Below are 23,150 nucleotides of genomic sequence, written 5' to 3' on the forward strand. Positions count from 1 at the left end.
TTTTGGGTGGGAGGGCGTAAACGCCCAATTTTACCACATTTTTTCAAGGAGGTGCAACGAAAGTGGCACAAAAAGTAGTAGGTTTAATTAAGCTTCAGATCCCCGCAGGCAAGGCTACTCCGGCTCCCCCGGTTGGTCCTGCTCTCGGTCAGCATGGTGTCAACATCATGGCATTCACAAAGGAATTCAATGAACGCACAAAAAATGAAGGCGATTTGATCATTCCTGTTGTCATTACAGTATACGCTGATCGTTCTTTCTCGTTTATTACAAAAACACCGCCCGCCGCTGTTCTGATCAAGAAAGCTTGCAAATTGCAGAGCGGTTCGGCTGTTCCTAACAAAACAAAGGTCGCTCAGCTTTCCAAAGAAGATCTTCAGAAGATCGCCGAGCTGAAAATGCCCGACCTGAACGCCGCAAGTGTGGAATCTGCCATGAGCATGATCGCCGGCACAGCTCGTTCCATGGGCATCACAGTCGAAGAATAAAACAGAGAATCACTTACAAAAAGTCCGACGCCCGAAACAGAATGGGCGCGGCAGCGGCACTGCGCCGCGTGTGGGAGGATTATTCCGAAATACCACTTTAGGAGGATTAGAAAGTGCGCAGAGGTAAAAATTATCAAGAGGGCGCGAAACTGATCGATCGCAGCAAGCTCTACGATCCCGCAGAAGCCCTCGATATCGTTACAAAGGCTGCGAAGGCAAAGTTTGACGAGACCGTTGAAGTCCATGTAAAACTGGGCGTCGATTCCCGTCACGCCGACCAGCAGGTCAGAGGCGCCATCGTGCTGCCTCACGGCACAGGCAAAAAAGTGCGTGTGCTGGTGTTCGCCAAGGGCGACAAAGCAAAAGAAGCAGAAGCCGCAGGCGCTGATTTCGTTGGCGCTGAAGACATGGTGGCCAAGATCACCGGCGAAAACTTCTTCGATTTTGATGTTGTGATCGCAACCCCCGATATGATGGGCGTTGTGGGCCGTCTGGGTAAGATTTTGGGCCCCAAGGGCTTGATGCCTAACCCCAAAGCCGGCACAGTTACCATGGATGTCACCAAAGCGATCAATGACTCCAAGGCCGGCCGCATCGAATATCGTTTGGATAAAACCAACATCATCCATTGCCCCATGGGCAAGGTTTCTTTCGGCAGCGAAAAGCTGAGCGACAACTTCAACGCTCTGTTGGGCGCTATTGTGAAAGCAAAGCCCGCCGCCGCAAAAGGCCAGTATATCCGCTCTTGTGTGGTCGCTTCCACCATGGGCCCCGGCGTGAAAATCAACCCGGGCAAATTGACCGACTAATTTCAGCGAATTTTATTGACAAATTTTTTGTTTGTTGATATAATACCGCTGTTGTGTATCAATGCATAACAGCGAAACGGTTTGCCAAGGCAAGCCGCCGCTCATTCCGAAGACAGCAGGAGATCTCATCATAAAGGCTTTGCCTTCCTGCCGAGGATCAAAATTGCATTTATTTGCTTTTTGGTGCCCTCATGTCTTTTGGATATGAGGGCACTTATTGTTTAACGGAGGTGAAAAACAGTGCCTAACGCAAAAGTTCTGAGCGAGAAACAAGCCATCGTGGCTGAACTCGCCGAAAAGATGCAAAATGCCGTATCGGGCGTTTTCGTCGATTACAAAGGCATCACTGTTGAAGATGATACAAAGCTGCGCAGTGATTTAAGAAAAGCCGGCGTTGAGTATTCTGTTGTGAAAAACACCCTTACCCGATTTGCCGCAAATCAAATCGGTTTCGAGGCTCTGGATCCCATTCTGAATGGCACAACAGCACTTGCTCTGAGCATGGATGATGCAACAGCTCCCGCTCGCCTGATCCATGAATTCGCCAAAAAGAACGACAAAATCTTCAACATCAAAGCCGGTTTCATTGAAGGCCGCGTGGTAGATGTTGCTGAAGTTGAAGCTCTTGCCGCAATCCCCCCGAAGGACATCCTGTTGTCCACTGTTCTGGGTACAATGATTGCTCCGATTTCTGCTTTTGCCCGTGTGATCCAGGCGATCGCCGACAAGCAGAGCGAAGGCGAAGCTGCCCCTGCAGAAGCTCCTGTGGAAGCCTAAGCGCTGAAACAAACAACACTTATTTTTATTTGAATTGAAAAATTTGGAGGTACACTATAATGGCAAGCGAAAAAATTGCAAACCTTATTGAAGAAGTTAAAGTTCTGACTGTTCTGGAACTGTCTGAACTGGTTAAGGCTCTGGAAGAAGAATTCGGCGTTTCCGCCGCTGCCGCTGTTGCCGCAGCTCCTGCTGCCGGCGCTGCTGCTCCCGCTGCTGAAGAAAAGACAGAATTCACTGTTATGCTGACTTCTGCCGGTTCCGCTAAGATGGGCGTTATCAAGGTCGTGAAAGAAGTTACCGGCCTGGGCCTGAAAGAAGCAAAAGAACTGGTTGACGGCGCTCCCAAGGCTATCAAAGAAAACATCGGCAAAGACGAAGCTGAAGAGCTGAAGAAGAAGCTGGAAGAAGCCGGCGCTTCCGTTGAACTGAAGTAAGTTTGTTTTCATCAAAAGGAACGGCTCTGCCGTTCCTTTTTTTATCCCTGTTTTGCGCCGGAAAGGAGTTTCGATGAATCCTTTTTACGAAGAAATTTATCGCGCCGTGCGCCAGATCCCTTCTGGAAAAGTGGCAACCTATGGCCAGATCGCTTTTCAATGCGGCAAACCGCGGGCCGCGCGCCAGGTGGGCTATGCGCTGCATGCCTGCAAAGATCCCACGATTCCCTGCCACCGCGTGGTCAACCGCAGCGGCCGGCTGGCCCCGGGCTTTTTGGCACAGCGCACCCTGCTGGAACGCGAAGGCATCGCGGTGGATAAGCATGCCTGTGTGGATCTTAAAAAATATCAGGCCATGTTTTTTTAATTTTAAAATTTGATCATCATCACTCACTGTGTTTTCCAAGTGTTTTTTTCATGTTTGCTCATATAATAAAATCAGAAAGCGCGATCTCACGCTTTCGATCCTCTTCCCTGCAGAATTTTTAATTTTGGCAGAAAGGAATTTTCGAACATGAAAAACACAGCTTTTGCAATCGGGATGGTCAGCGGCGTGGCGTTGGGCGCCGTGGCATCGGTCATTACCGAAAATTATATCTCCCCCAAAATGCGCCGCGATATCAAGCGTAAAATCAACCAGGGCCTGCACGCTATGGAGCATATTATCGGCGGCATCAACGATTTAATGCACGATTGAGCCGATTTTTCGGCGCGCAAAACGCACTTCACGCTTTTTGGCCCATAAGCATCCAATAAGCGATGACACAAGCCTGTTCTCCATTTTCTCAGACCCGATAACCGCTGTATAAAAGAAAGAACGGATGCCCCGATCGTTTTCAGTTTCTCATGCTGAAACGGTCGGGGTATTTTTTACCATTTCGGGCAGTAAAAACAGGCGGTGGCAGGTTTCTTCGGCTAAAAAATATGTGCCTCCCCGTGGCCTTATTCCGGCTGTTTTCAGTCTTTTTTCTCTTGGGGCGCCTCTTTTTATGAGCACCCTGTTCTTGTTCTTCACGGGCGAAAAACGCGTTTGCCGGCTGTTCCACAGCTACCTGCTGTTAAAATTCCCTTGCTCTTTTGAAAAATTCCTCCTACAATAAAGAAAAAAGAAAGGATGAGGGAATTATGGCAACTTTACTTTATCAGGGTCACGGCAGCTATCGCATCGTAACCAATGAGGATTTTGTCATCTATATTGACCCCTTTGCGGGCGAAGGATATGATCTGCCGGCCGATTTGATTTTGGTAACGCACCAGCATTATGACCATAACCGCATCGATCTGCCCGCAAAAAAGCCTTCTTGTGAAATCATCACGCAGGCTGAAGCTTTGAAAGGCAAACAGTATCACACCTTTACCTTTAACGGCATAAAAGTAATTTCTGTGCCCGCTTATAACAAAAATCATGCAAAAGAAGAATGCGTAGGGTATGTTCTTTTCTTTGACGGACTTTCGCTCTATGCATCGGGCGACACTTCCACCACCGATTTCATGCGCCTAAATCTCCCCTCTTATCACCTGAATTATGCTTTACTTCCGGTGGACGGGAAATACAACATGGATGCCAAAGAGGCTTCTGCCTGCGCAAAAACCATTGGGGCACGGCATTCCATCCCGATCCATACCCATGAAGGGATGCTCTTCGACCGCTCGGTGGCCGAGCAGTTCACCGCGGAAGGACGGATTCTTCTCGATGGCGGTCAATCGCTTCTTTTAGCATAAACTTTCATTGAATTTTCAAATGGGAATTGCTGTAAGCGATTCCCATTTTTATTGTTAAGTATCTTACTCTTTTTTGTAAGCTTGTCTGTGCCTTTTTGCCGAATTTGCTTATTATTTTTTGTGCAAAGGGGAAAAACGAAAAATTTTCTCGATTTTTAGCGTCGTAATCGTTTTTTTCAATTGACATGTTGAATATTTATCCATATAATCAATAGTGCTACTATCTTAAAAAGTGAGAGGAGTATTTATCTTGGCAATTTTAAACGGATTTTTCAGCGCAGTAAACAACATCATGAGCAACTATGTTTTGCTCTTTGTTCTCTGCGGAACAGGCCTTTACTTCACACTGCGCCTGGGCTTCATTCAGGTTCGCGGATTTGGCGAAGGCTGGCGCCGCACTTTTGGCGGTTTGTTTGCAAAAAACAAGGATATGAAGAACGGCATTTCTTCTTATCAGGCTTTGAGCGCGGCCATTGCCGCCCAGGTGGGCACAGGCAATCTGGCGGGCGCAGCCACAGCCATCGCTGCCGGCGGCCCCGGCGCTATTTTCTGGATGTGGGTTTCTGCCTTTTTGGGCATGGCCACCATCTACGCCGAAGCCGTAATGGCTCAGAAACATAAAGTGACCGTTGATGGCCAAACAAGCGGCGGCCCTGTTTATTACATCCGCGCGGCATTCACCGGCAAGGGCGGCAAAATTCTCGCCGCGATCTTCGCCGTTTTACTGGTTCTGGCGCTGGGCTTCATGGGCAACATGGTGCAATCCAACTCCATCGGCGATGCTTTCGCCACAGCGTTCCATGTGAACCCGCTGATCGTTGGCGTTGTGATTGCGCTGATCTCCTTCTTCGTGTTTGCGGGCGGCGTTCACCGCATCGTTTCACTGACGGAAAAGATCGTTCCCGTTATGGCCGCCTTCTATATCATCGGCGCCCTGATCGTTATCTTCTCTAACGCTTCCAACATCCTGCCCGCTTTCCGCAACATCTTTGTCGGCGCATTCGCGCCTCAGGCTGTTGCCGGCGGTGTGCTGGGCGCCACGGTTCAAAAAGCCATGCGTTATGGCGTTGGCCGCGGTCTGTTTTCCAACGAAGCCGGCATGGGCTCTACCCCCCATGCGCATGCCATTGCAAAAGTCGATCATCCCTCTCAGCAGGGCTTTGTGGCCATCATCGGCGTGTTTATCGATACCTTCGTCATCCTTACGCTGACAGCCCTGGTTATTCTGACCTCCGGCACTTTGCTGCCCGATGGTTCCCTGACAGGCACCGCTTTGACACAGGCAAGCTTCAACAGCGTTTTCGGCAGCTTTGGCTCGATCTTCATCGCCATCTGCATGTTCTTCTTTGCCTTCTCTACGATTATCGGCTGGTATTTCTTCGGTGAAGCCAATATTCGTTATCTGTGGGGCAAAAAGGCTGTGAAACCCTATGCGCTGCTTGTGAGTATCTTCATCGTGATCGGTTCCGCCCTGCGTGTGGATCTGGTCTGGACTCTTGCGGATACCTTCAACGCTTTCATGGTGGTTCCCAACTTGCTGGCTCTGCTGGCCCTCAGCGGTTCCATCGCCGCCATCAATAAAGATTATTACCATAACTTCAAAAAGAAAAATAAGTAATGCGGCGTTTGCCGTTCATCAAAAAACACAGGCGAACAGATCGCCTGTGTTTTTTTGATGCCGTTTGGTTCTTTTTTTGCTTTTTTTGTCATAAAATGCTATAATAACCGTACCGGTTATTATAATTATTTAACGGCCCGCCTACGGCGATGGCCAAAATATAGCATAATATGCTATATTAAAACGCAGCATATTGCGAAGCAATGAGGCGTGCAGCGCCATGGACGAAGCCCGCTGAAATTATGTTATCCTTCCAAAAAACGAATAGAAAAGAGTGATGACCATGCAATATCAGATCAAAGGCGAACCCCTGCCGGTCGTGATCTGCCGTCTGGATGAAAACGAATCGATGATTACCGAACGCGGCAGTATGTGTTGGATGAGCCCCAATATGGAAATGGAGACCACCAGCAACGGCGGTTTGGGCAAAGCCCTTGGCCGAATGTTTTCCGGTGATTCCTTTTTTCAGAATCGTTATACGGCAAAAAACAGCGTGGGCGAGATTGCGTTTGCTTCCAGCTTCCCCGGCTCGATCCGCGTTTTTCAGATCACACCCGATGCACCCATGATCGTTCAAAAAAGCGCCTTTTTAGCCAGTGAACCCGGCGTGACCCTTTCTCTTCATTTTCAAAAGAAATTAGGGGCAGGGCTGTTCGGCGGCGAAGGGTTTATCATGCAAAGGCTTTCCGGTTCGGGCACAGCGTTCATCGAAATCGATGGCTATGCTCACGAAATCGATTTGGCCGCCGGGCAATCCATCGTGGTGGATACCGGCTATCTGGCCGCCATGAGCGCTTCCTGTTCTATGGAGATCGTCACCGTTCCCGGCGTGAAAAACATGCTATTCGGCGGTGAAGGCATTTTCAACACCGTTGTGAAAGGCCCGGGGCGGGTGATTTTGCAAACCATGCCCATCAGCGCGGTGGCCGGAACGCTGCGCCCTTACTTCCCTTCCGCAAAATAAAACAAAAGCCCCTGTTTGGAAGATTGGAAAATCCAGACAGGGGCTTCCTTTTCAGTTTTTACATATTTTTCTGCTTTTTAGATAAAAAAGCAGCCCGCTCTGTTGAGCAGGCTGTTTTTGGCACGCCCGACAGGATTCGAACCTGTGACCCTTTGATTCGTAGTCAAATACTCTATCCAGCTGAGCTACGGGCGCATATTTTGTTGTTCATTTCTTGACTGCTTGACTATCATACCACGCTCACCGCAGAAATGCAAGCATTTTTTTATTTTTTCTCGGTTTTTTTCTTCCTGCGGCGGCTTATGCCAAAATAAGGTGTTCCCATCTCTCTTTTCATGGGGTATAATAAAAGTGTCTTGCCGGCTGTTATCCACTTTTCTTTGCCCTTGTTAAGCGAATGAACGAAGAAAGGCGACTTATCGGAATGAAAAACACGAAACTCTTTTTACTTGCCATCCTTTTGCTTCTTGGTGGGCTGATCGTCTATCGGTTTTGGGATATTCTCAGCCTGTTTCTGATTGCTTTGGTGCTGGCCTATCTGTTGATGCCTTTGGTTCGCTTCTTTACCAAACACACCAGGATGAAACGCGGCATCGCTGTTTTTCTGGTGATGCTGCTTTTCTTTGCCTTGTTAACAGCGATCCTTTCGTTCACCATCCCGGCTTTGGCCACCCAGATCACAGGCTTGGTGCGCACCATTCAAGGGTATGGCTGGAAACTGGATTCTCTGGTGCGCGAAGGCACCCAATATCTTTCTTCTTTAAAATTGCCTCAACCGCTGCTGGAAACGCTTGAAAATGTGATGCACGCCAGCGATTCTTATATTGCTTCTTTCCTCACAGGCCTTGCAGCAGGGCTGCTGAATCTTTCGGGCCGCCTGCTGGATGCCGTGGTGATCGTGGTTGTGACCGTTTATTTCATGCTGGACGGCGGAAAAATGATCGATTCTTTTCTTCATACGCTGCCGCCGAAGGCACGCCTGCGCATCAACCCGCTGATCCATTCGATGGATACCATCACCCGTGATTACATCCGCTCGAAATGCCTGATCTCTTTTGGCATGGCGGTGGTGATTTATATCGGCCTGAGCATGATCGGCCTGCCTAACGCAATGCTTTTTGCCGGCCTTTCTTTCATTCTCGATTTTGTGCCCTATTTCGGTTCCATCCTCGCGGGCGTTGTGGAAACCTTTTTCGCTTTTCTGATGTTGGGCCCCACAAAGGCGGTGATCGTTGCCCTTTTTGTGCTGATCGTTCAGCAGATCGAGGGGAATGTTGTCATCCCGAAAATACAGGGCAATTTAAGCGGCATCCATCCCGTGACCGTGATGTTTGCCATTTTGGCGGCGAACCAGATCTGGGGCCCCGCCGGCATGCTGATCGCGGTTCCCATTGCCGCCCTTTGCAAAATCGTGTTAAAAGAAATCTATCAATATGTTGTGACCCCCGAAGAATCCACCGACAGCAAAGGAGTGATTTCCGATGAATCTTCAATTTGACTTTGAGAAAAGCGCCCAGCGGCTGCGGGCCGATATCGACGCCATCGCTGTGAATACCCTGCCCGGCGAAGGCGTTACGCGGCTCCCCTACACCTCCTATGAACACGCCGCGAAAGAATATTTGCGCGGCCGCATGGAAGAGATCGGCTTGCAGACCCATTATGACGGGGTGGGCACCCTGATCGGCCGATTGGAAGGCTCTGACCCTTCCCTTCCCGCCATCATGACGGGTTCTCATATCGATTCCGTTATCAACGGCGGCAAATATGACGGCATTTCAGGCATTGTCTGCGGCCTTGAAGCGCTGCGCCAGATGAAAGAAAACGGCATTTGCCCCCGTTCTTCCATCGAACTGATCGTTTTCACCGGCGAAGAAGGTTCGCGTTTTTCGGGCGGCCTGATTTCCAGCCGCGCCATGATGGGTCTGACCTCCCGCGAAGAACTGGAAGATTGCTTTGATGAAGACGGCCTCAATCTGCGTGAAGCCATCACCAACGCCGGCTATTCCGCCGATTTGATTTCCACCCGCCTTGGCTCGAGAAAAGCCTTCCTTGAGCTTCATATCGAGCAGGGCCCCATCTTGGAGCATGAACAAAAGCAGATCGGTGTGGTGAAAAGCATCGTGGGCAACCAGCGGCTGGATATGACCATCCGCGGCAGCGCGGGCCATGCGGGCAGCACACCCATGGCCTTGCGCAGCGACGCGCTGGTTTCGGCCTGCACCATCATTGAGCGCCTGGATGCTTATGCCAAAGCCTGCGGCGATGGCACCGTGGCCACCGTGGGCAAACTGAAAGTGCTGCCCGGCGGCTTCAATATCATCCCTGGCGAAGTCACTTTCTCTCTGGATATCCGTTCGCGCGATCTTGCCATTTTAGGGGATATGGTCGCCTATATTGAAATGGTTGCAAACGAAACCAAACATCTTTACCACACTGAATGGTCGCTGAAAAGCTATTACATCAAAGAACCTGTCGATATGCACCCTGCGCTGCAGGAATTCATCCGCCGCTCTGCCGAAGAGGCGGGCTTCACCCAGATGGATCTCTTCAGCGGCGCCGGCCACGATGCCATGGTCATCGGCCCCCACCTGCCCACCGCAATGATCTTTATTCCCAGTGTCAAAGGCCTCAGCCACCGCCCCGATGAATATACCCCCATTGAAGATCTGGCAAGAGGCACACAGGTTCTGCTTTCCTCGCTTTTGAAAATCGATGCCTGCGATGCTCTCTAAGCTTTTCAAACGCCTTTGATCGACGCTCTGCCGGGTTCCGCTATGACGGAATCCGTTTTACCTTTTTCACATGAACCACCGCGAAAGCGGCCTGCAATTGATTTTTGGAGGAACGGTTATGAACAGATTGAACGAAGCAGTGGCCGCCGGCCGCCTGAACCTTGGCAGCCGCCTGGTCATGCCCCCTATGGCCACAGCAAAATCAAGCGAAAACGGCATGGTCACTAAAGAATTATGCGATTATTATGACGAAAAATCAAAAGGCGGCTATTTTGGCCTCATCATCACCGAACACAGCTATATCTGCCCCGAAGGCAAAGCTTCCGCGGGCCAGCTTTCCGTTGCGGAAGACAGCGCCATAGATGGACTGAAGCGGCTGACCCGGGTGATTCACCAAAATGGCAGCAAAGTCATGGCACAGCTCAACCACGCGGGCGGCAACACCTCTCTGGCCATCACCGGCCATCCGCCGCTCAGCGCAAGCGCCACCGCTTTCTTTCGGGCAAAAAACGATGGTGTGCCGCCCAGAGAAATGGATGAAAACGACATTCAAAAAGTGATCGATGCTTTCTGCGCAGCGTCGCTCCGCGCCAAAGCCGCGGGGTTTGATGGGGTCGAGATCCATGCCGCCCACGGCTATCTGCTCAACCAATTTTTCTCGCCGCTCATCAACCACCGCGAAGACCGTTACAGCGGCAAAACACCGGAAGGCAGAACCCGGCTGATTTTAGAAATTCTTCAGGCGGTGCGCAGAGCGGTGGGCGAAGACTTCCCTCTGGCTGTTCGCCTTGGCGCCTGTGATTATACCCCCGGCGGCACCACCATCGCCGACAGTGTTTGGGCGGCCGCGGCTTTTGAAAAAGCGGGCATCGATCTTTTAGATATTTCAGGCGGGATGTGCGGATGGCGAAACCCGCTTTCTTCTGAACCGGGTTATTTCAGTGAGATCACTGAAGTCATCAAACAGAAGGTTTCTACCCCTGTGATCTTAACGGGCGGCATCACCGATGCTGCCGAGGCCAACGATCTTCTCGCCGCCGGCAAAGCCGATCTGATCGGCGTGGGGCGCGCCGTGCTCAACGATTCGCTCTGGGCCAAAAAAGCCTTCTCGGCCCAATAGCGGCGCTTTTCAGCCGCGGCAAAGCAACCCGCCCGCGCCGTGGATGCGCCCGGTCCTTGCAGCGGCGTCTTTTAAGCAACACATATAAAAAGTAAAAAAGATATGGAAAACTTCTGAAAACGAAGATCTCCATATCTTTTTTCATAGCCCATATTGAGCTGTGTTTGAAGCGCCGCCTCAGTGAGGCACATTATTTGTGATATTTTGTTCCGGCTTCGATCGACAGCGCGCGATAGATCTGTTCCAGAAGCATGACCCTCGCCAGATGGTGGGGAAAAGTCATCGGCGACATGGAAAGGCGCAGATCTGCCTGCTGTTTGAGCTGTTCTTCCATTCCTTCGGAAGAACCGATGAGAAAACAGATTTTCGAGATGCCGCTGTTTTTCACCGCCGCGATTTTTTCGCTCAGTTCCACGCTGCTCAACAGTTTTCCCTCGATGCAAAGCGCGATCACAAAGCTTCCGCCGGGGATGGCCGCGCGAATTTTAACGGCTTCACGGGCCAGATTCCCTTCTTTGGTGTCTTCGGGGAGCTCGATGATCTCAAGCTTTGCAAAGGCTTGCAGCCGCTTGCAATATTCGGCACAGGCTTTTTCATAAAAGGCTTCCTTCAATTTGCCCACGCAAATCACACGGATGGTAACCATAGCATCGCTCCTTTACAGCAAAACGGGCGAAGCCGTCTGCTTATGGGGCGCCGCGGTAACGATCACCCGGCCTGCCGCACCGATTTGTTTCAGCGCTTCTTCCGTTTCACGCAGCGCGCAGCGAACGGTGTTGTTATGTTCGCTCAAATGGGCGAGGATCGCCCGCTGCAGCCCTTCTTCGGCCAGCAGTGTCACCGTATGGGCCGCCGTATCGTTTGAGATATGCCCCTGATCGGATAAGATGCGCTGTTTCAGATAGTAGGGATATTCGCCGTTTTTGAGCATATACACATCGTGGTTGGATTCGAGAAAAACCGTGTGGGAACCCTTGAGTTTTTCATAAATTTCGGGCGTTATTTTGCCCAGATCGGTGCAATATGTAAATTTGCCGTTACCGTTTTCAAACACGAAGCCACAGCTGCCTTTGCAATCATGCGGGGTGTCAAAGGCCGTGATCTGCAAATCTTCGAGACAAAACGGAACGCCGGTTTGAAAAGTTTCTATGTTTTCATGGTTGCATTCGGGCAGCAGCGCGCCATAAGAACCCTCGCTGCAAAGAATGCGCGCTTTGCATTGTTTGGTGAGCACCGGCAGCGCGCTGATATGATCGCGATGGGTATGGGTGATCAAAATATCGGTGATATCGCCCAGGCAAAGGCCGATCTGCGCCAGAGAGTTTTTGATATATTTGGTGTTGGTGCCCGCATCGATCAGGATCTTTCGTGCACCGGCGTCATATAGACCGCAGTTGCCCGAAGAAGAGCTGGCAAAACTGATAAATTGTGTCATAGTATCCCCTATTTGAAAAAGCAGACCTGCCGCCCGGCAAGAGGCGGAAGCCTGCTTTTTTTCATTTCTTAACCGCGTGCCATCGGAATTTCTTCAATGTCGGGCACAGTGATGCGCCGGATATCGGCGCCGATACGCGTTAATTTGCCAACAAGATCTTCATAGCCGCGCTCGATGTAGGAAATTTCTTCAATTTCGGTATCGCCGTTGGCCACAAGACCCGCGATCACCATTGCCGCGCCGGCGCGAAGATCACAAGCGCGCACCTTGGCGCCGCTCAATTCTTTTACGCCTTCGATAATGGCGATCTTGCCGTCTACCTGAATTTTAGCGCCCATGCGGCGCAGCTCTTCCACATAGCGGTAACGGTTATCCCACACGCCTTCCGTAATGATGCTGGTGCCTTCCGCCAGGCAAAGGGCGGTGGCCAGCTGGGGCTGCATATCTGTGGGGAAGCCCGGATAGGGCAATGTTTTGATATTGGTTTTGGTCAGTTTTCCCATGCGGCTGACGCGGATGGAATCATCGCATTCTTCGATTTCCGCGCCCATCTCGCTGAGTTTGGCCGTGATGCATTCCAGATGTTTCGGAATGACATTCTTGATAAGCACACTGCCGCCCGCGGCTGTGGCCGCGGCCATATAAGTGCCCGCTTCGATTTGATCGGGAATAATGGAATAGGAACCGCCGTGAAGCTCTTTCACGCCGCGAATTTTGATCACATCGGTGCCTGCGCCCATGATATCCGCGCCCATCGAGTTCAAAAAGTTTGCCAGGTCAACGATATGCGGTTCTTTTGCCGCGTTTTCAATAACGGTTTGTCCTTCGGCCAAAGTTGCCGCCAGCATGATATTCATCGTTGCACCGACAGATACCACATCCAGATAAACGCTTGTGCCATGCAGCCCATGGGGCGCGTTGGCATAAATAAAGCCGTTTTTGATATCTACCGAAGCGCCAAGCGCTTCAAAGCCCTTCACATGCTGATCGATCGGGCGAACGCCGCCGAAATTGCAGCCGCCCGGCATTGCCACCTGCGCGCTGTGATAACGGCTGAGCAGGGTGCCGATCAAATAATAAGAAGCTCTGAGCTTGCGCATCAGCTCTTCCGGTGTTTTGATGTTCTGCATTCCGCGGCAATCCACCTCAACAGTGGAAAGATTGATGCGGCGCAGGTTCGCGCCCATCTGCTGAAGGATCTCCAGCTGGATGAGCACATCGCTCACCTGCGGAAGATTCTCAAGCCGACACACGCCATTGACTAAAATCGTTGCAGGAATGATCGCTACCGCTGCATTTTTTGCGCCGCCGACTGTAAGCTCGCCAAATAGGGGTTTGCCCCCATGAATCACTAATTTATCCACTTTTCTCAATCTCCCCGGCATCATTACTTATCCAATTTTTAACCGGCGGCTGCCCTTCCCTTGGCCTCCGCCTTCTTCTATTATTTTCGGTTTGCCCAAAAATATTTAGGAAAACATTGCAGAAACCATTAATTTTTGTCACTGCGCTGTCTGAAATTTTGCTTTTTTCGGCGCCGCCCATTTTTTCGCGCTGTTTTCAGCACATTTTTGTTTTGCATTCGACGCCGTGAACCGCTTGAAAAACGGTTCTGCCATAAACCATATCAAATGGCCTGCGCCAGCGGCGGGCCATAAAATCGAGCATAATTTTTACTATGGAATTATTATATCACATTGTCAATGAAATTAAAAACAGTTTTGTTTCATTTATCCGATAAGATTTTACCATAGCGTCGGCCCGCTCTTATTCAATTCTTACAGAAAAAGACTATTCTTTTGTGTAATTCATCACTTTTCCGGTCTGGCAGCTTAAATAGACCAGTGTCTCGCCCCAGCGCACCCGCCAGGCAGGGGTCAGCATCACAACGCCGTCTTCGGGCGTTTCCGCGAAATAAACTTCATCCACAGTGTTCAGTTCCCCCGTCGGCATTTCCTGGCGATACCAGTTCAAAAGCGCCAGCGCCGTTTCATAATTTTTCTGGCAGCTGCCCGTTACCACCTGCGTGGTTTCCTGAAGCCATCTTCCGTTGATGCGCACTTCTTCATCTGCCGTTTTGCAGAGCAGCTGCGCGTTTTCCACCCGCCGCCCGCCGATCAGCTGTGTGAACCGGGTTTCATCCTGATTGGCAACGCGCTCTGCGCCCCGCATCGAAAACCCGGCTTTCTGCAAAAGTTCCCGATAGTCGGCTGCATCCGTCTGCTGTTTCAGGCGGATCTCTAAAAGGCCGCCGCTGCGAAAAACCGCTTCGCCGTTTTCGCCTTTGCAGCGGATGATGCCGCCGCCCCCGAAAACGGCCTTCTGGCCCGTCAAGGCTTCGGCCAGCTTTTTTTCAGCTTCTTCGGGCCGCTTCAGCTGCAAAATCACCGGCTGAAATTCACACTCTTTCAAAAGGGAATCTTCAAACTCTCCGCCCGATTGATGCAAAAGCGCCAGCACATTTTCCATGGCTTCCGCGCGAGTGACCCGGCTCTTTTCGATCTGCCAGATCAGATTGCCCGCTAAAAACAGATTGGTGAGCACCAGCACGCAAATAAGGATCGTTTTGACTTTTTTCCATTCCATCTTAGCGTTCTCCCGCCGAAGTGGCATAGCTGAGGTAAGGGATCAGTTTGTCTTCCGCCGCGTGATAGCGAATCGTAAAGCGCAGATTTTCGGCGTTTGGCTTCACCGCCGCCGCGGCCTGCTGATAAGGCAGCACAGCCGTTTTTTCGGCCAGACTGATCTTTTTCAACTGAAATTCAAGAAAAATCAGTTTTCCGCCTTTTATATCCGCCCGCACCCAATCCTGCTTTTCTTCGCCCAAAGGCCGGCCGGCAATGCGATATTCCAGATAAAGCGTGTCGGAACCCTCTTGGGTATGGATGATTTTTTTCAAAGAAACATCGCCAACGCAATCCGTGGCTTCGGCAACGGCGGATATGATGCGCCCGATCTGCTCGAGCACCGAAACGGTTTCTTTGGGTTTTGTTTCTTCCGCGCCGCCTTCCCCGTTTTGCTGGGTGAAAACCACACGGCCTTCTTTTTCAAAGCGGAGCACCGCGCCCCCCTGCACATAAACCGCGGCGCCATCGGCCTCTTGATAGGGCGAAGCCTGATAGCGGTTCATTTCAAACGCTTCTAAAACGGCGCCCGCGTTTTTTTCATCGATGGCTTCGGGGGCCGAAAACTGATAGCTGTTGAGCTGATAGACCCCGGGGAAAATCAGTTCATCCGCGCTAAGCATGGAAAATGCCTGATCTTTACCGGCAAAATAAACATCGTTGGGCGAATAGGCCCGCAAAATTTCAAAAAGCAGATCTGTGCCGGCTTCCGTTGCGCAGCGGTAATAGGCCGCCTGCCCCGCCTGCTGAAACACCAGCCAGATGCGGTTGTCGTCTTCGCAGATCGAGAGATTTGAAAAAGCAGTGTTGAACCCTTCGGGTGAAGCGTTTGCCCACACGCGGAAAAGATAAAGCGGAATTTCGCCGTCATATTCCAGGCGCAGCGCTTTCCCTTTGGTGGCCAGCGCAAGATACCTTTCGGCCGAAATCTTCTCGGGCTGTTCGGCAGAACCCACCGCTTCGATCAGCAGCGGGCGCACCTTGTCATAAAGCAGCGTAATATCCTCCTGCTCCTGCAGCCCGCATACCTCGCCGTCTTTCACGGCCGCCATGCGATAGGGCAGGGCCACCGGCCCGCCCGTGGCGGAAGCCACGGTTTCCTGAACGCTTTGCCCGCGCATCCGCTGGGTCAGGCGATAAAGCGGGCCCATCGAAGGCGAAAGCTGCAAGTTGATGGCCAGGTTCAAAAAGAACAAAACCCCCAGCAGCAAAAGATTGCCCACGATCAGCGCGTTTTTCAGTTTCTCTTTCATGCCTGTTCCTCATGTTCGGCGGCGGGAAGACAAATGGTCATGGTCGTGCCCTTTTCAAAAACGCTTTCCACCTGAATGGAACCATGGTGATATTCAATGATCTCTTTGGCAATGGCCAGCCCCAGCCCTGTTCCGCCTTTTTCACGCGATCTTGCTTTATCCACGCGATAAAAACGCTCAAACAACCGCGGCACATCCTCTTCGGGGATGCCCATGCCGGTGTCTTTCACTTCAACCAGAACCTTTTTGCCTTCCTGACGCAGGCTCACATGAACCGTTCCGCCCACTTTGTTATATTTCACGGCGTTGGCCACGATATTCACCAGCACCTGCTCTAACTTGGCGCGGTCGCCCATCACGCAATCGGTTTTCTGCGAAAGATCCGCCGTCAATTCGATTTTTTGCTTTTTCGCTTCGATCATCATGGCGTTCACCACATTGGAAACCAGCATCGAAAGCGGCAATTCTTCCATTTTAAGTTCCATGCGCCCATAATCCAGCTGAGAAAGCGTCAGCAGATCTTTCACGATATGGGTCATGCGGTCTGCTTCGTTATAGACCACCTTTAAGAACCCCGTTCGTGTTTCAGCGTCGATCTCGTCGCCGGCATCCAGCAGCGTTTCGGTATAACCCTTCACATTGGTCAGCGGTGTGCGCAGTTCATGCGATACATTGGCCACAAACTCGCGGCGCGAAGAATCCAGCTTTGCCTGCTCCGTCACATCATGCAAAACCGCCATAATGCCGCTGTATTCATCCTGCGCCGTGCCGAACATCGCCAGGAAGATTTTTAAAATTCTTCTGTTGGCGGCGTAATCCACTTCGATATATTTGCCGTCTTCCCCCAGATCGCTTTCGTTGATATCCAGATTGGGAAAGATTTTCCCATAGGTGAGCTTCGGGTCGAAAGCAATGCCCAGCATCTTCATGGCGGCGGGGTTGATCTGCAGCAGCGCGCCGGTCTTATCGAAAGCGGCCACGCCATCTGCCATATGGGTGAACAGGGTGTTCAGTTTATTCCGTTCGCCGTTGACTTCGGCCAGCGTTTTTTCAAGCACTTGGGCCATATCGGCAAATGTTTTCGTCAAAATGCCGATCTCATCTTCAGAACCGGCCTGGGGCCGCTGGGAAAAATCGCCGTCTGCGATGCTGCGCGCCATTTTCGTCAAGTTCTGCACAGGGTTGGTGATGGTTTTTGCCAGAATAAAGCTGAGCATCACCGCCACGGCCAGCCCAAACATCATGGCTCTCACCAAAATCGTGAACAGGTTCCAGGTCAGTTCATTGAGTTCCTGCTTGGTATCCACCACGGTGACCACATAGCTCTGCTCGCCCGCGCGCACAGGAATGGCCACATCGAAATAAGAAGAAAAGCCGGTGACCTTCTGGCCCACTTTGCCGCTCATGGCCTTGATCATATTGGGGGTCAGTTCCTGATCCTGCCCCTGTGTATCGTTAGAACCCGCCAGATAAGCGCCGGTCTTCCCATCTAAAATGTAAAGGTTGCGATATTCATCCAGCCCCAAAGTGCCCGAATAGGCCATCAACATTTCTTTCAATGAAGTGGCCGATTGGTTCTTTTCGGCGTTGCTTTCCAGATTTGATAAAAATTCAGTGGTGAAGACCCTTGTCATCTGGGTCTGGAATTCGCTGATATTATAGGCTGTCACGGAATTGATGAGAAACGCGCCCACCACCGCCATCACCGAAACGATCAGCAGAACCAGGATCAGCACTAATTTTGTCTGCAGGCTTTTGATCATACCGTTTTCCGCCTATTCTTTGGTGAAATAATAGCCCGCACCGCGGCGAGTGATCAAATAACGCGGGTCGGCCGGCTGATCTTCCAGTTTCTCGCGCAGGCGGCGAATGGCCACATCCACAGCGCGAAGATCGCCGTAATATTCGAATCCCCATACTTTTTCCATCAGTTCCTCGCGGGAAACCACGCGTTCGGGCGCAGAAATGAAATAGCAGAGCATCTCAAATTCACGCTGGGAAAGTTCCAGCGGCGCGCCGTTTTTGGCGGCTGTGTGCATCCCCAGATCCACCGTGAACGGGCCATAGCTTTTCTGATCTTTGTTTGCCGCCGGTTCTTCAACCTTTTCGGCTTTGTGGCGGCGGATGTTGGCTTTTACCCGCGCCGAAAGCTCTTTGACGGAAAACGGCTTGGTGATATAATCGTCGGCGCCGCTTTCAAGGCCCAATATCTTATCCTCTTCTTCTTCGCGGGCCGTGACCATGATCACGGGAACGGTGCTTTTTGCCCTCACTCTGCTGAGGATCTCAAAACCATCCATTCCCGGCAGCATCACATCCAGCAGCACCAGATCCACCTGCGGATCCAGCGCCAGTCTCAGCCCCTCGTTGCCCTCATAGGCTTCCGCCACCTCATACCCTTCGCGGCGCAAATTGAACGCAATGATATCCACAATGGCTTTTTCATCTTCTATAATCAAAATCTTGGCCATATCCGCTTTTCCGCCTCCATGCTCTGTTTTTTGAGGAACCTATTCCCAATATCCCTTCAGTTTGGCCAGTTCCACCGCGCAGACCGTTTTTTCATCCCGGATTTCCCCACCGGCGATCTGCCGCGCCAGGGTCTCGCAGGGAATGCGCCTGACGCTGAGGAACTCGCCGTCATCCAAAGCTTCGCCCACGAAAGAAAGGTCATCGGCATAATAAAGGTAAAGCGTTTCGGAAATCACATGCGAAGCCGAATAGATCTTGCCCAGGGGCAAAATCCTGCCCGCTTCCATGCCGGTCTCTTCTCTCAGTTCGCGCTTTGCCGCTTCGATGGGCGGTTCTTCGCCGCGATCCAGTTTCCCCGCGGGAAGTTCCAGCAGCTCGCGGCCGATGGCATAGCGATATTGCGAAACCAGCAGGATCTCATCCTTTTGCCTGGCCAGCACAGCCACCGCGCCGCGATGGCGGCAATAAGGCTTTTCGCTTTGGCCGTTCCGCCGGCAGATCTCCACCAGCAGACCGCGGAAGATCACTTCTTCCTGAGAAACCTCATTTTGCATGATCGCTTTCCCCTTCTTTCAGCAAGCCGCAGGCGCTCGCCAGCGCCAGCAGCTGCAGTGTTCGCCCTTCTATCGCCGCTTCGCCGCAGAGCTCTTTTTTCAGGCAGGCCCACTTCACCGCCGTCAGCCGGGGCGGGGCTTTTTCTGCGGGAATCTCGGCGCTGTAATAATGGCAGCATTCGCTGAGGATGCCGGGGGTGGGATAGCCCTGCCCCAAAAAGCGCAGCGCTCCGCCGGCCGCACCGCTTGCTTCCAGCAGGCGCGCGGCCGTTTCCCCCGGTTCTTCCCCTTTTTCCACCGGCGCACAGGGCGCCATAAGCAGCCCTGCGCCCACCGAAGCTTCATATTGTTCCCCAAGGCAGATCTCGCCCCGGGCGGTTTTCAGCAAAAGCATCACAAAATCGGGGCAATCGATCACTTCGCGCCGCGCGATGCGCCCGTCTTCCAAAAGCGCGCGGTCATGCCTTAAAGAAAATTCCGGGCTTTCCCACACCGTTTCGCCCTCGATCCGTTTTTCAAAATGCCCCATGCTTTTTCCTTCTTTCTCAGTGGTTGGTGCCCAGCACTTCGCGGCGGATCAGATCCAGCGCCATCGAAGAAGCATAGCGGCGCACGCGCTCGCGGCTTTTGCCCATGCTCACCACGCGGATCGCCTTTGTGCCCTGTTTCGTGCTCAGGCCGATATAAACAAGCCCCACGGGCTTTTCATCCGTGCCGCCGCCCGGCCCCGCCACCCCTGTGGTGGAAACGCCGATATCGGCCCCCGTGGCGCGGCGCACGCCTTCGGCCATCTGCATGGCCGTCTCTTCCGAAACCGCGCCCACCGTTTCCAGTGTTTCTCGTTTTACGCCCAGCAGACCCATTTTCACTTCATTGGCATAAGAGATCACACCGCCCAGATAGCAGGCCGAGCTGCCCGCGATATCGGTGATGCGCTTGCCGATCAGGCCGCCTGTGCAGCTTTCGGCGGTGGCCAAAGTCAGCTTCGCTTCGATCAGCTTTTCAACGATCACCTGTTCCAGGCTGTCCACATCCACGCCATATACCACATCGCCCAGAATGCCGCAAAGTTCTTCCACGGCGGGCTGTGTCATGGCCAGCGCTTCTTCTTTCGTTTCGGCCATCGCCGTTACGCGCACAAGGCATTCGCCCTCTTTGGCATAGGGCGCGGCGGTGGGGTTTTTCCAAGTGTTCATCTGGTGGCTCAGTCGGTCTTCCATGGCCGATTCGCCCATGCCGAAAATGCGCAGATAGCGGGAAGCGATAACGCCGCCCCGCAGCTTTTGCAGATAGGGCATGGCCCTCATGCGAAACACCGGTTCGCATTCGCGCGGCGGCCCGGGCAGCATCAGCACATGGCAGCCCTCTGCTTCAAAAGCGCAGCCGGGCGCTGTTCCCCAATCGTTTTCAAGCACAGTGCAGCCTTCGGGCAGCCATGCCTGCTTTTCATTGTTGCGGGTCATTTCGCGGCCTTCAAAATGTCGGCGCAGCCGCTGCATCGATCCTTCGTCCAAAACAAGTTTTTTGCCGAAAGCCGCCGCGATGGTCTCTTTGGTCAGGTCATCGGCTGTGGGCCCAAGGCCCCCGGTGGTGATGATGATATCGGCGCGGCCTTTGGCGATCTCGATGACCTGTTTCAGCCGCTGGGGGTTATCGCCCACCACCGTGTGATGGAACACATTGATGCCCAGCTCGGTGAGGCCCTGTGAGATCATCTGGGCGTCGGTGTTGGCGATCTCGCCCAAAAGCAGCTCTGTTCCCACGGCGATCAGTTCACAATTCATTGTTTTTACCCTCTTTCGCTTATCCGCGCGCGGGTTCCACCATCACGCGCTGTGTGCCGATTACGGCTTCTTCCACCAGTTCTTCGATGGGCAGGTTCTCTTCCTGCTGCAAAACCTTTTCAAGCCGGGGTTTTGTCTGGGGATGGCGCGGGGTGAACACCGTGCAGCAATCTTCATAAGGCAGGATCGAGGTTTCAAAGGTATCGATCCTGCGCGAAATTTCAACGATCTCTTCTTTATCCATGCCCACCACAGGGCGGAAAACAGGCAGGCTGCAAACCGCGTTGGTCACCTGCATGGCTTCCATGGTCTGGCTTGCCACCTGCCCCAGGCTTTCGCCCGTGATCAGGCCGCCGCAGCCGCTGCGCTGGGCCAGTTTTTCGGAAATACGCATCATAAAGCGGCGCATGATAATGGTGAAATAATCTTCCATGCAGTTTTTGCGGATCTCATCCTGGATTTTGGTGAAGGGCACGATATGCACACACATGGAGCCGCTGTAACGCGCCACAAGCCCCGCAAGGGCCAGGGTCTTCTGCTTGGCTTCTTCGGAAGTATAGGGATAGCTGAAGAAATGCACCGCTTCCAGCGCCAGCCCGCGCTTGGCCATCATATAACCGGCCACGGGGCTGTCGATGCCGCCCGAAAGCAGCAGCATGGCTCTGCCGTTGCTGCCGGTGGGCATGCCGCCCGCGCCGTGGATGCGCCCGGCATAAACAAACGCCTTCTGGTCGCGCACCTCGATATGCACCACGGTCTGGCAATCATCGCCCATGGAAACTTTCAGATGCGGATAGGCTTCGATCAGCGCGCCGCCCACTTCCATGGCGATCTCGGGCGATTTCATCGGGAATTTTTTATCTGAGCGCTTGGCCGCCGCGTGAAAAGTCACGGTTTTTTCCATGGTGTCTTTCAAATATTCCACCGCGGCCGCCTTGATGGCGCCGATCTCTTTTTCGCAGGAACGGGCGCGGCAAATGGTGACGATGCCGAAAATGCGGCGGCAGACAACCAGCGCCTGATCCATATCGGCGCCTTCTTCTTCGGGTTCCACATAAACCGTTGACTGAATGGCATATACGCTGAATTTTCCCACCGGTTTCAGGCGGCGGCGCACAATGGAGATCAGCCGATCTTCAAATTTGCCGCGGTTGAGCCCTTTTAACACCAGCTCACCGCATTTCAGCAGCAGCACTTCATTCTCACTCATAGTAACTCCTTGTTGTTTGGTATTTTTAAAAAAATGCCAGCGCTTTTTTCAGCCCTTCCAGAAGCGCTTCCACATCTTCATGGGTGGTTTCGGGGCAAAGGCTGATGCGCAGGGCCGAATCGATGGCCTTGGCGGGAACTTTCATGGCCGTGAGCACTTCGCTGCGCCGCCCGCGCGAACAGGCGGAACCGCCCGAAACGAACACGCCCTCATCGGAAAGCACCCTCAAAAGCACCTCGCTTCTCCCTTTTTCGGGAGAAATATTCAAAATATGCGGCGCGGAATTTTCGGGCGAGTTGATCCTCACGCCGCAGGGAAGTTCCGTGAGCCGCAGCAGGATCTCTTGTTTGAGCGCCTGCATTTTCGCGGCGTTTTCCGCCGTTTGACCGCCCCGCAGGCGGGCGGCCGCCCCAAAACTCATGATCTGGGGCATTCCCTCCGTGCCGCTGCGCAGGCCGTTTTCCTGCCCGCCGCCCAAGATGCGCGGGCGCACGGTTTTGATATTTTTAGCATACAGCGCCCCCACCCCTTTGCAGGCGCCGATCTTATGGCCGCTCACCGAAACGAAATCATAGGGGGCGGGGTCAAAAGGAATTTTGCAGAACGCCTGCACGGCATCGATATGCAGCATCGCGGCGGAATTTCGGTGTTTCAGTCCTTCGGCCACCTGCGCCGTGGGCAGAATGGCCCCCGTTTCGCTGTTGACCGCCATCATGGTGACAAGGGCGGTGTCTTCGCGCACGGCTGCCAGGATCTCTTCGGCCGAAACGGTGCCGTCGGGCTGCGGATCTACCAAAGTTACTTCACAGCCTTCGCTTTCCAGCGCTTTCAGCGTTTCCAGCGTGGCCTTATGCTCGATGTGCGTGCTCACAATGTGGCGGCCGATGCGCCGCCCGCGGTAAACCGCGCTGAAAAGGGCGGTGTTGATGGCTTCGGTTCCGCAGGAAGTGAACACCAGCTGCTCGGCTTTGCAGCCCAACGCAAGCGCAACATCGGCGCGCGCCTGTGAAAGCGCGCGCCGTGCCTCTGCCCCCAGCGCATAAAGCGCCGAGGGGTTTCCATATTCTTCTGTCATGGCCTTCATGGCGGCCTGCGCCGCTTCGGGCAGCACCCGGGTGGTGGCGGCGTTATCTAAATAATGCATTTCCATC

The 23,150-nt window shown here is 52.8% G+C and carries 24 protein-coding genes, 1 tRNA gene and 1 other annotated feature; of the genes, 12 read left to right on the plus strand and 13 right to left on the minus strand.

The window, feature by feature from the left end; genetic code table 11:
- The first annotated feature begins 62 nt into the window (after nucleotides 1-62).
- From rplK to ACJA3I_RS10395, 9 genes are all read left to right on the plus strand, one after another.
- Entirely contained in the window at nucleotides 63-488 is a 426-nt protein-coding gene (gene rplK / locus ACJA3I_RS10355) for a 50S ribosomal protein L11 (protein ID WP_458862519.1), read from the plus strand.
- 113 nt (nucleotides 489-601) lie between these two features.
- Nucleotides 602-1,297, plus strand: a complete 696-nt coding sequence (gene rplA / locus ACJA3I_RS10360) for a 50S ribosomal protein L1 (protein WP_458862520.1) — start codon at nucleotides 602-604, stop codon at nucleotides 1,295-1,297.
- Between the two features lie 88 nt (nucleotides 1,298-1,385).
- Nucleotides 1,386-1,524 (plus strand) — a sequence feature (ribosomal protein L10 leader region).
- A 13-nt stretch (nucleotides 1,525-1,537) separates the two neighbouring features.
- Complete coding sequence (gene rplJ, locus ACJA3I_RS10365; RefSeq protein WP_458862521.1) at nucleotides 1,538-2,074, plus strand: 50S ribosomal protein L10; 537 nt, start codon at nucleotides 1,538-1,540, stop codon at nucleotides 2,072-2,074.
- 59 nt (nucleotides 2,075-2,133) lie between these two features.
- Nucleotides 2,134-2,511: a 50S ribosomal protein L7/L12 gene (gene rplL / locus ACJA3I_RS10370; protein WP_458862522.1), complete on the plus strand. Its 378-nt coding sequence runs from the start codon at nucleotides 2,134-2,136 to the stop codon at nucleotides 2,509-2,511.
- Between the two features lie 73 nt (nucleotides 2,512-2,584).
- On the plus strand, nucleotides 2,585-2,878 hold the full coding sequence (locus tag ACJA3I_RS10375) for an MGMT family protein (RefSeq protein WP_458862523.1): 294 nt from the start codon (nucleotides 2,585-2,587) through the stop codon (nucleotides 2,876-2,878).
- 147 nt (nucleotides 2,879-3,025) lie between these two features.
- Entirely contained in the window at nucleotides 3,026-3,208 is a 183-nt protein-coding gene (locus ACJA3I_RS10380; RefSeq protein WP_458862524.1) for a hypothetical protein, read from the plus strand.
- 428 nt (nucleotides 3,209-3,636) lie between these two features.
- Entirely contained in the window at nucleotides 3,637-4,233 is a 597-nt protein-coding gene (locus ACJA3I_RS10385) for an MBL fold metallo-hydrolase (protein ID WP_458862525.1), read from the plus strand.
- Nucleotides 4,234-4,483: 250 nt separating this feature from the next.
- The gene (locus ACJA3I_RS10390; RefSeq protein ID WP_458862526.1) at nucleotides 4,484-5,851 is read left to right on the plus strand and encodes an alanine/glycine:cation symporter family protein; all 1,368 of its coding nucleotides are present in this window, start codon (nucleotides 4,484-4,486) and stop codon (nucleotides 5,849-5,851) included.
- Nucleotides 5,852-6,134: 283 nt separating this feature from the next.
- A complete protein-coding gene (locus tag ACJA3I_RS10395; protein ID WP_458862527.1) occupies nucleotides 6,135-6,815 on the plus strand; it encodes a TIGR00266 family protein in 681 nt (226 codons plus the stop codon).
- Between the two features lie 118 nt (nucleotides 6,816-6,933).
- Here the strand turns inward: ACJA3I_RS10395 and ACJA3I_RS10400 are convergent.
- Nucleotides 6,934-7,010 (minus strand) — tRNA-Arg (locus ACJA3I_RS10400).
- Nucleotides 7,011-7,239: 229 nt separating this feature from the next.
- Here ACJA3I_RS10400 and ACJA3I_RS10405 point away from each other — a divergent pair.
- From ACJA3I_RS10405 to ACJA3I_RS10415, 3 genes are all read left to right on the plus strand, one after another.
- Nucleotides 7,240-8,313: an AI-2E family transporter gene (locus ACJA3I_RS10405; RefSeq protein WP_458862528.1), complete on the plus strand. Its 1,074-nt coding sequence runs from the start codon at nucleotides 7,240-7,242 to the stop codon at nucleotides 8,311-8,313.
- Nucleotides 8,297-9,547: a M20 family metallo-hydrolase gene (locus ACJA3I_RS10410; RefSeq protein ID WP_458862529.1), complete on the plus strand. Its 1,251-nt coding sequence runs from the start codon at nucleotides 8,297-8,299 to the stop codon at nucleotides 9,545-9,547. Before ACJA3I_RS10405 ends, ACJA3I_RS10410 begins: the two co-directional genes overlap by 17 nt.
- A 118-nt stretch (nucleotides 9,548-9,665) precedes the next feature.
- A complete protein-coding gene (locus ACJA3I_RS10415) occupies nucleotides 9,666-10,667 on the plus strand; it encodes an NADH:flavin oxidoreductase (RefSeq protein ID WP_458862530.1) in 1,002 nt (333 codons plus the stop codon).
- Nucleotides 10,668-10,857: 190 nt separating this feature from the next.
- Here the strand turns inward: ACJA3I_RS10415 and ACJA3I_RS10420 are convergent, their stop codons facing one another.
- The 12 genes from ACJA3I_RS10420 to ACJA3I_RS10475 all read right to left on the minus strand — a co-directional run bounded on the left by ACJA3I_RS10420 (nucleotide 10,858) and on the right by ACJA3I_RS10475 (nucleotide 23,149).
- Nucleotides 10,858-11,313, minus strand: a complete 456-nt coding sequence (locus tag ACJA3I_RS10420; RefSeq protein ID WP_458862531.1) for a 23S rRNA (pseudouridine(1915)-N(3))-methyltransferase RlmH — start codon at nucleotides 11,311-11,313, stop codon at nucleotides 10,858-10,860.
- Nucleotides 11,314-11,325: 12 nt separating this feature from the next.
- The gene (locus ACJA3I_RS10425) at nucleotides 11,326-12,102 is read right to left on the minus strand and encodes an MBL fold metallo-hydrolase (protein WP_458862532.1); all 777 of its coding nucleotides are present in this window, start codon (nucleotides 12,100-12,102) and stop codon (nucleotides 11,326-11,328) included.
- Nucleotides 12,103-12,170: 68 nt separating this feature from the next.
- Nucleotides 12,171-13,466 carry a UDP-N-acetylglucosamine 1-carboxyvinyltransferase gene (locus tag ACJA3I_RS10430; RefSeq protein WP_458862533.1) on the minus strand — a complete coding sequence of 432 codons (1,296 nt, stop codon included), beginning with the start codon at nucleotides 13,464-13,466 and terminating at the stop codon, nucleotides 12,171-12,173.
- A gap of 427 nt (nucleotides 13,467-13,893) precedes the next feature.
- A complete protein-coding gene (locus ACJA3I_RS10435) occupies nucleotides 13,894-14,688 on the minus strand; it encodes a two-component system regulatory protein YycI (protein ID WP_458862534.1) in 795 nt (264 codons plus the stop codon).
- A 1-nt stretch (nucleotide 14,689) separates the two neighbouring features.
- Complete coding sequence (locus ACJA3I_RS10440; protein ID WP_458862535.1) at nucleotides 14,690-15,979, minus strand: hypothetical protein; 1,290 nt, start codon at nucleotides 15,977-15,979, stop codon at nucleotides 14,690-14,692.
- Nucleotides 15,976-17,742: an ATP-binding protein gene (locus tag ACJA3I_RS10445; protein ID WP_458862536.1), complete on the minus strand. Its 1,767-nt coding sequence runs from the start codon at nucleotides 17,740-17,742 to the stop codon at nucleotides 15,976-15,978. Before ACJA3I_RS10445 ends, ACJA3I_RS10440 begins: the two co-directional genes overlap by 4 nt.
- 12 nt (nucleotides 17,743-17,754) lie before the next feature.
- Nucleotides 17,755-18,450: a response regulator gene (locus ACJA3I_RS10450; protein ID WP_458862537.1), complete on the minus strand. Its 696-nt coding sequence runs from the start codon at nucleotides 18,448-18,450 to the stop codon at nucleotides 17,755-17,757.
- A gap of 39 nt (nucleotides 18,451-18,489) precedes the next feature.
- Nucleotides 18,490-19,005, minus strand: coding sequence for an NUDIX hydrolase (locus ACJA3I_RS10455; protein WP_458862538.1), 516 nt, complete (start codon nucleotides 19,003-19,005; stop codon nucleotides 18,490-18,492).
- Nucleotides 18,995-19,534, minus strand: a complete 540-nt coding sequence (locus tag ACJA3I_RS10460) for an NUDIX hydrolase (RefSeq protein ID WP_458862539.1) — start codon at nucleotides 19,532-19,534, stop codon at nucleotides 18,995-18,997. The genes ACJA3I_RS10455 and ACJA3I_RS10460 overlap by 11 nt, the downstream gene beginning before the upstream one ends.
- A gap of 16 nt (nucleotides 19,535-19,550) precedes the next feature.
- A complete protein-coding gene (locus ACJA3I_RS10465; RefSeq protein WP_458862540.1) occupies nucleotides 19,551-20,789 on the minus strand; it encodes a competence/damage-inducible protein A in 1,239 nt (412 codons plus the stop codon).
- Between the two features lie 19 nt (nucleotides 20,790-20,808).
- On the minus strand, nucleotides 20,809-21,999 hold the full coding sequence (gene thiI / locus ACJA3I_RS10470; protein ID WP_458862541.1) for a tRNA uracil 4-sulfurtransferase ThiI: 1,191 nt from the start codon (nucleotides 21,997-21,999) through the stop codon (nucleotides 20,809-20,811).
- Nucleotides 22,000-22,024: 25 nt separating this feature from the next.
- Nucleotides 22,025-23,149, minus strand: coding sequence for a cysteine desulfurase family protein (locus tag ACJA3I_RS10475; protein WP_458862542.1), 1,125 nt, complete (start codon nucleotides 23,147-23,149; stop codon nucleotides 22,025-22,027).
- Between the last annotated feature and the right edge of the window lies 1 nt (nucleotide 23,150).

It is taken from the genome of Acidaminobacterium chupaoyuni, from assembly GCF_047936785.1.
Classification (GTDB): Bacteria; Bacillota; Clostridia; order Oscillospirales; family Butyricicoccaceae; genus Acidaminobacterium; species Acidaminobacterium chupaoyuni.

Excerpts from the sequence above, each read along its gene's own strand:
- rplL (WP_458862522.1), top strand. The coding sequence starts at position 2,134 with ATGGCAAGCGAAAAAATTGCAAACCTTATTGAAGAAGTTAAAGTTCTG.
- ACJA3I_RS10375 (WP_458862523.1), top strand. The coding sequence starts at position 2,585 with ATGAATCCTTTTTACGAAGAAATTTATCGCGCCGTGCGCCAGATCCCT.
- ACJA3I_RS10380 (WP_458862524.1), top strand. The coding sequence starts at position 3,026 with ATGAAAAACACAGCTTTTGCAATCGGGATGGTCAGCGGCGTGGCGTTG.
- ACJA3I_RS10385 (WP_458862525.1), top strand. The coding sequence starts at position 3,637 with ATGGCAACTTTACTTTATCAGGGTCACGGCAGCTATCGCATCGTAACC.
- ACJA3I_RS10395 (WP_458862527.1), top strand. The coding sequence starts at position 6,135 with ATGCAATATCAGATCAAAGGCGAACCCCTGCCGGTCGTGATCTGCCGT.
- ACJA3I_RS10405 (WP_458862528.1), top strand. The coding sequence starts at position 7,240 with ATGAAAAACACGAAACTCTTTTTACTTGCCATCCTTTTGCTTCTTGGT.
- ACJA3I_RS10410 (WP_458862529.1), top strand. The coding sequence starts at position 8,297 with ATGAATCTTCAATTTGACTTTGAGAAAAGCGCCCAGCGGCTGCGGGCC.
- ACJA3I_RS10415 (WP_458862530.1), top strand. The coding sequence starts at position 9,666 with ATGAACAGATTGAACGAAGCAGTGGCCGCCGGCCGCCTGAACCTTGGC.
- ACJA3I_RS10420 (WP_458862531.1), bottom strand. The coding sequence starts at position 11,313 with ATGGTTACCATCCGTGTGATTTGCGTGGGCAAATTGAAGGAAGCCTTT.
- ACJA3I_RS10425 (WP_458862532.1), bottom strand. The coding sequence starts at position 12,102 with ATGACACAATTTATCAGTTTTGCCAGCTCTTCTTCGGGCAACTGCGGT.
- ACJA3I_RS10435 (WP_458862534.1), bottom strand. The coding sequence starts at position 14,688 with ATGGAATGGAAAAAAGTCAAAACGATCCTTATTTGCGTGCTGGTGCTC.
- ACJA3I_RS10440 (WP_458862535.1), bottom strand. The coding sequence starts at position 15,979 with ATGAAAGAGAAACTGAAAAACGCGCTGATCGTGGGCAATCTTTTGCTG.
- ACJA3I_RS10445 (WP_458862536.1), bottom strand. The coding sequence starts at position 17,742 with ATGATCAAAAGCCTGCAGACAAAATTAGTGCTGATCCTGGTTCTGCTG.
- ACJA3I_RS10450 (WP_458862537.1), bottom strand. The coding sequence starts at position 18,450 with ATGGCCAAGATTTTGATTATAGAAGATGAAAAAGCCATTGTGGATATC.
- ACJA3I_RS10455 (WP_458862538.1), bottom strand. The coding sequence starts at position 19,005 with ATGCAAAATGAGGTTTCTCAGGAAGAAGTGATCTTCCGCGGTCTGCTG.
- ACJA3I_RS10460 (WP_458862539.1), bottom strand. The coding sequence starts at position 19,534 with ATGGGGCATTTTGAAAAACGGATCGAGGGCGAAACGGTGTGGGAAAGC.
- ACJA3I_RS10465 (WP_458862540.1), bottom strand. The coding sequence starts at position 20,789 with ATGAATTGTGAACTGATCGCCGTGGGAACAGAGCTGCTTTTGGGCGAG.
- thiI (WP_458862541.1), bottom strand. The coding sequence starts at position 21,999 with ATGAGTGAGAATGAAGTGCTGCTGCTGAAATGCGGTGAGCTGGTGTTA.
- ACJA3I_RS10475 (WP_458862542.1), bottom strand. The coding sequence starts at position 23,149 with ATGGAAATGCATTATTTAGATAACGCCGCCACCACCCGGGTGCTGCCC.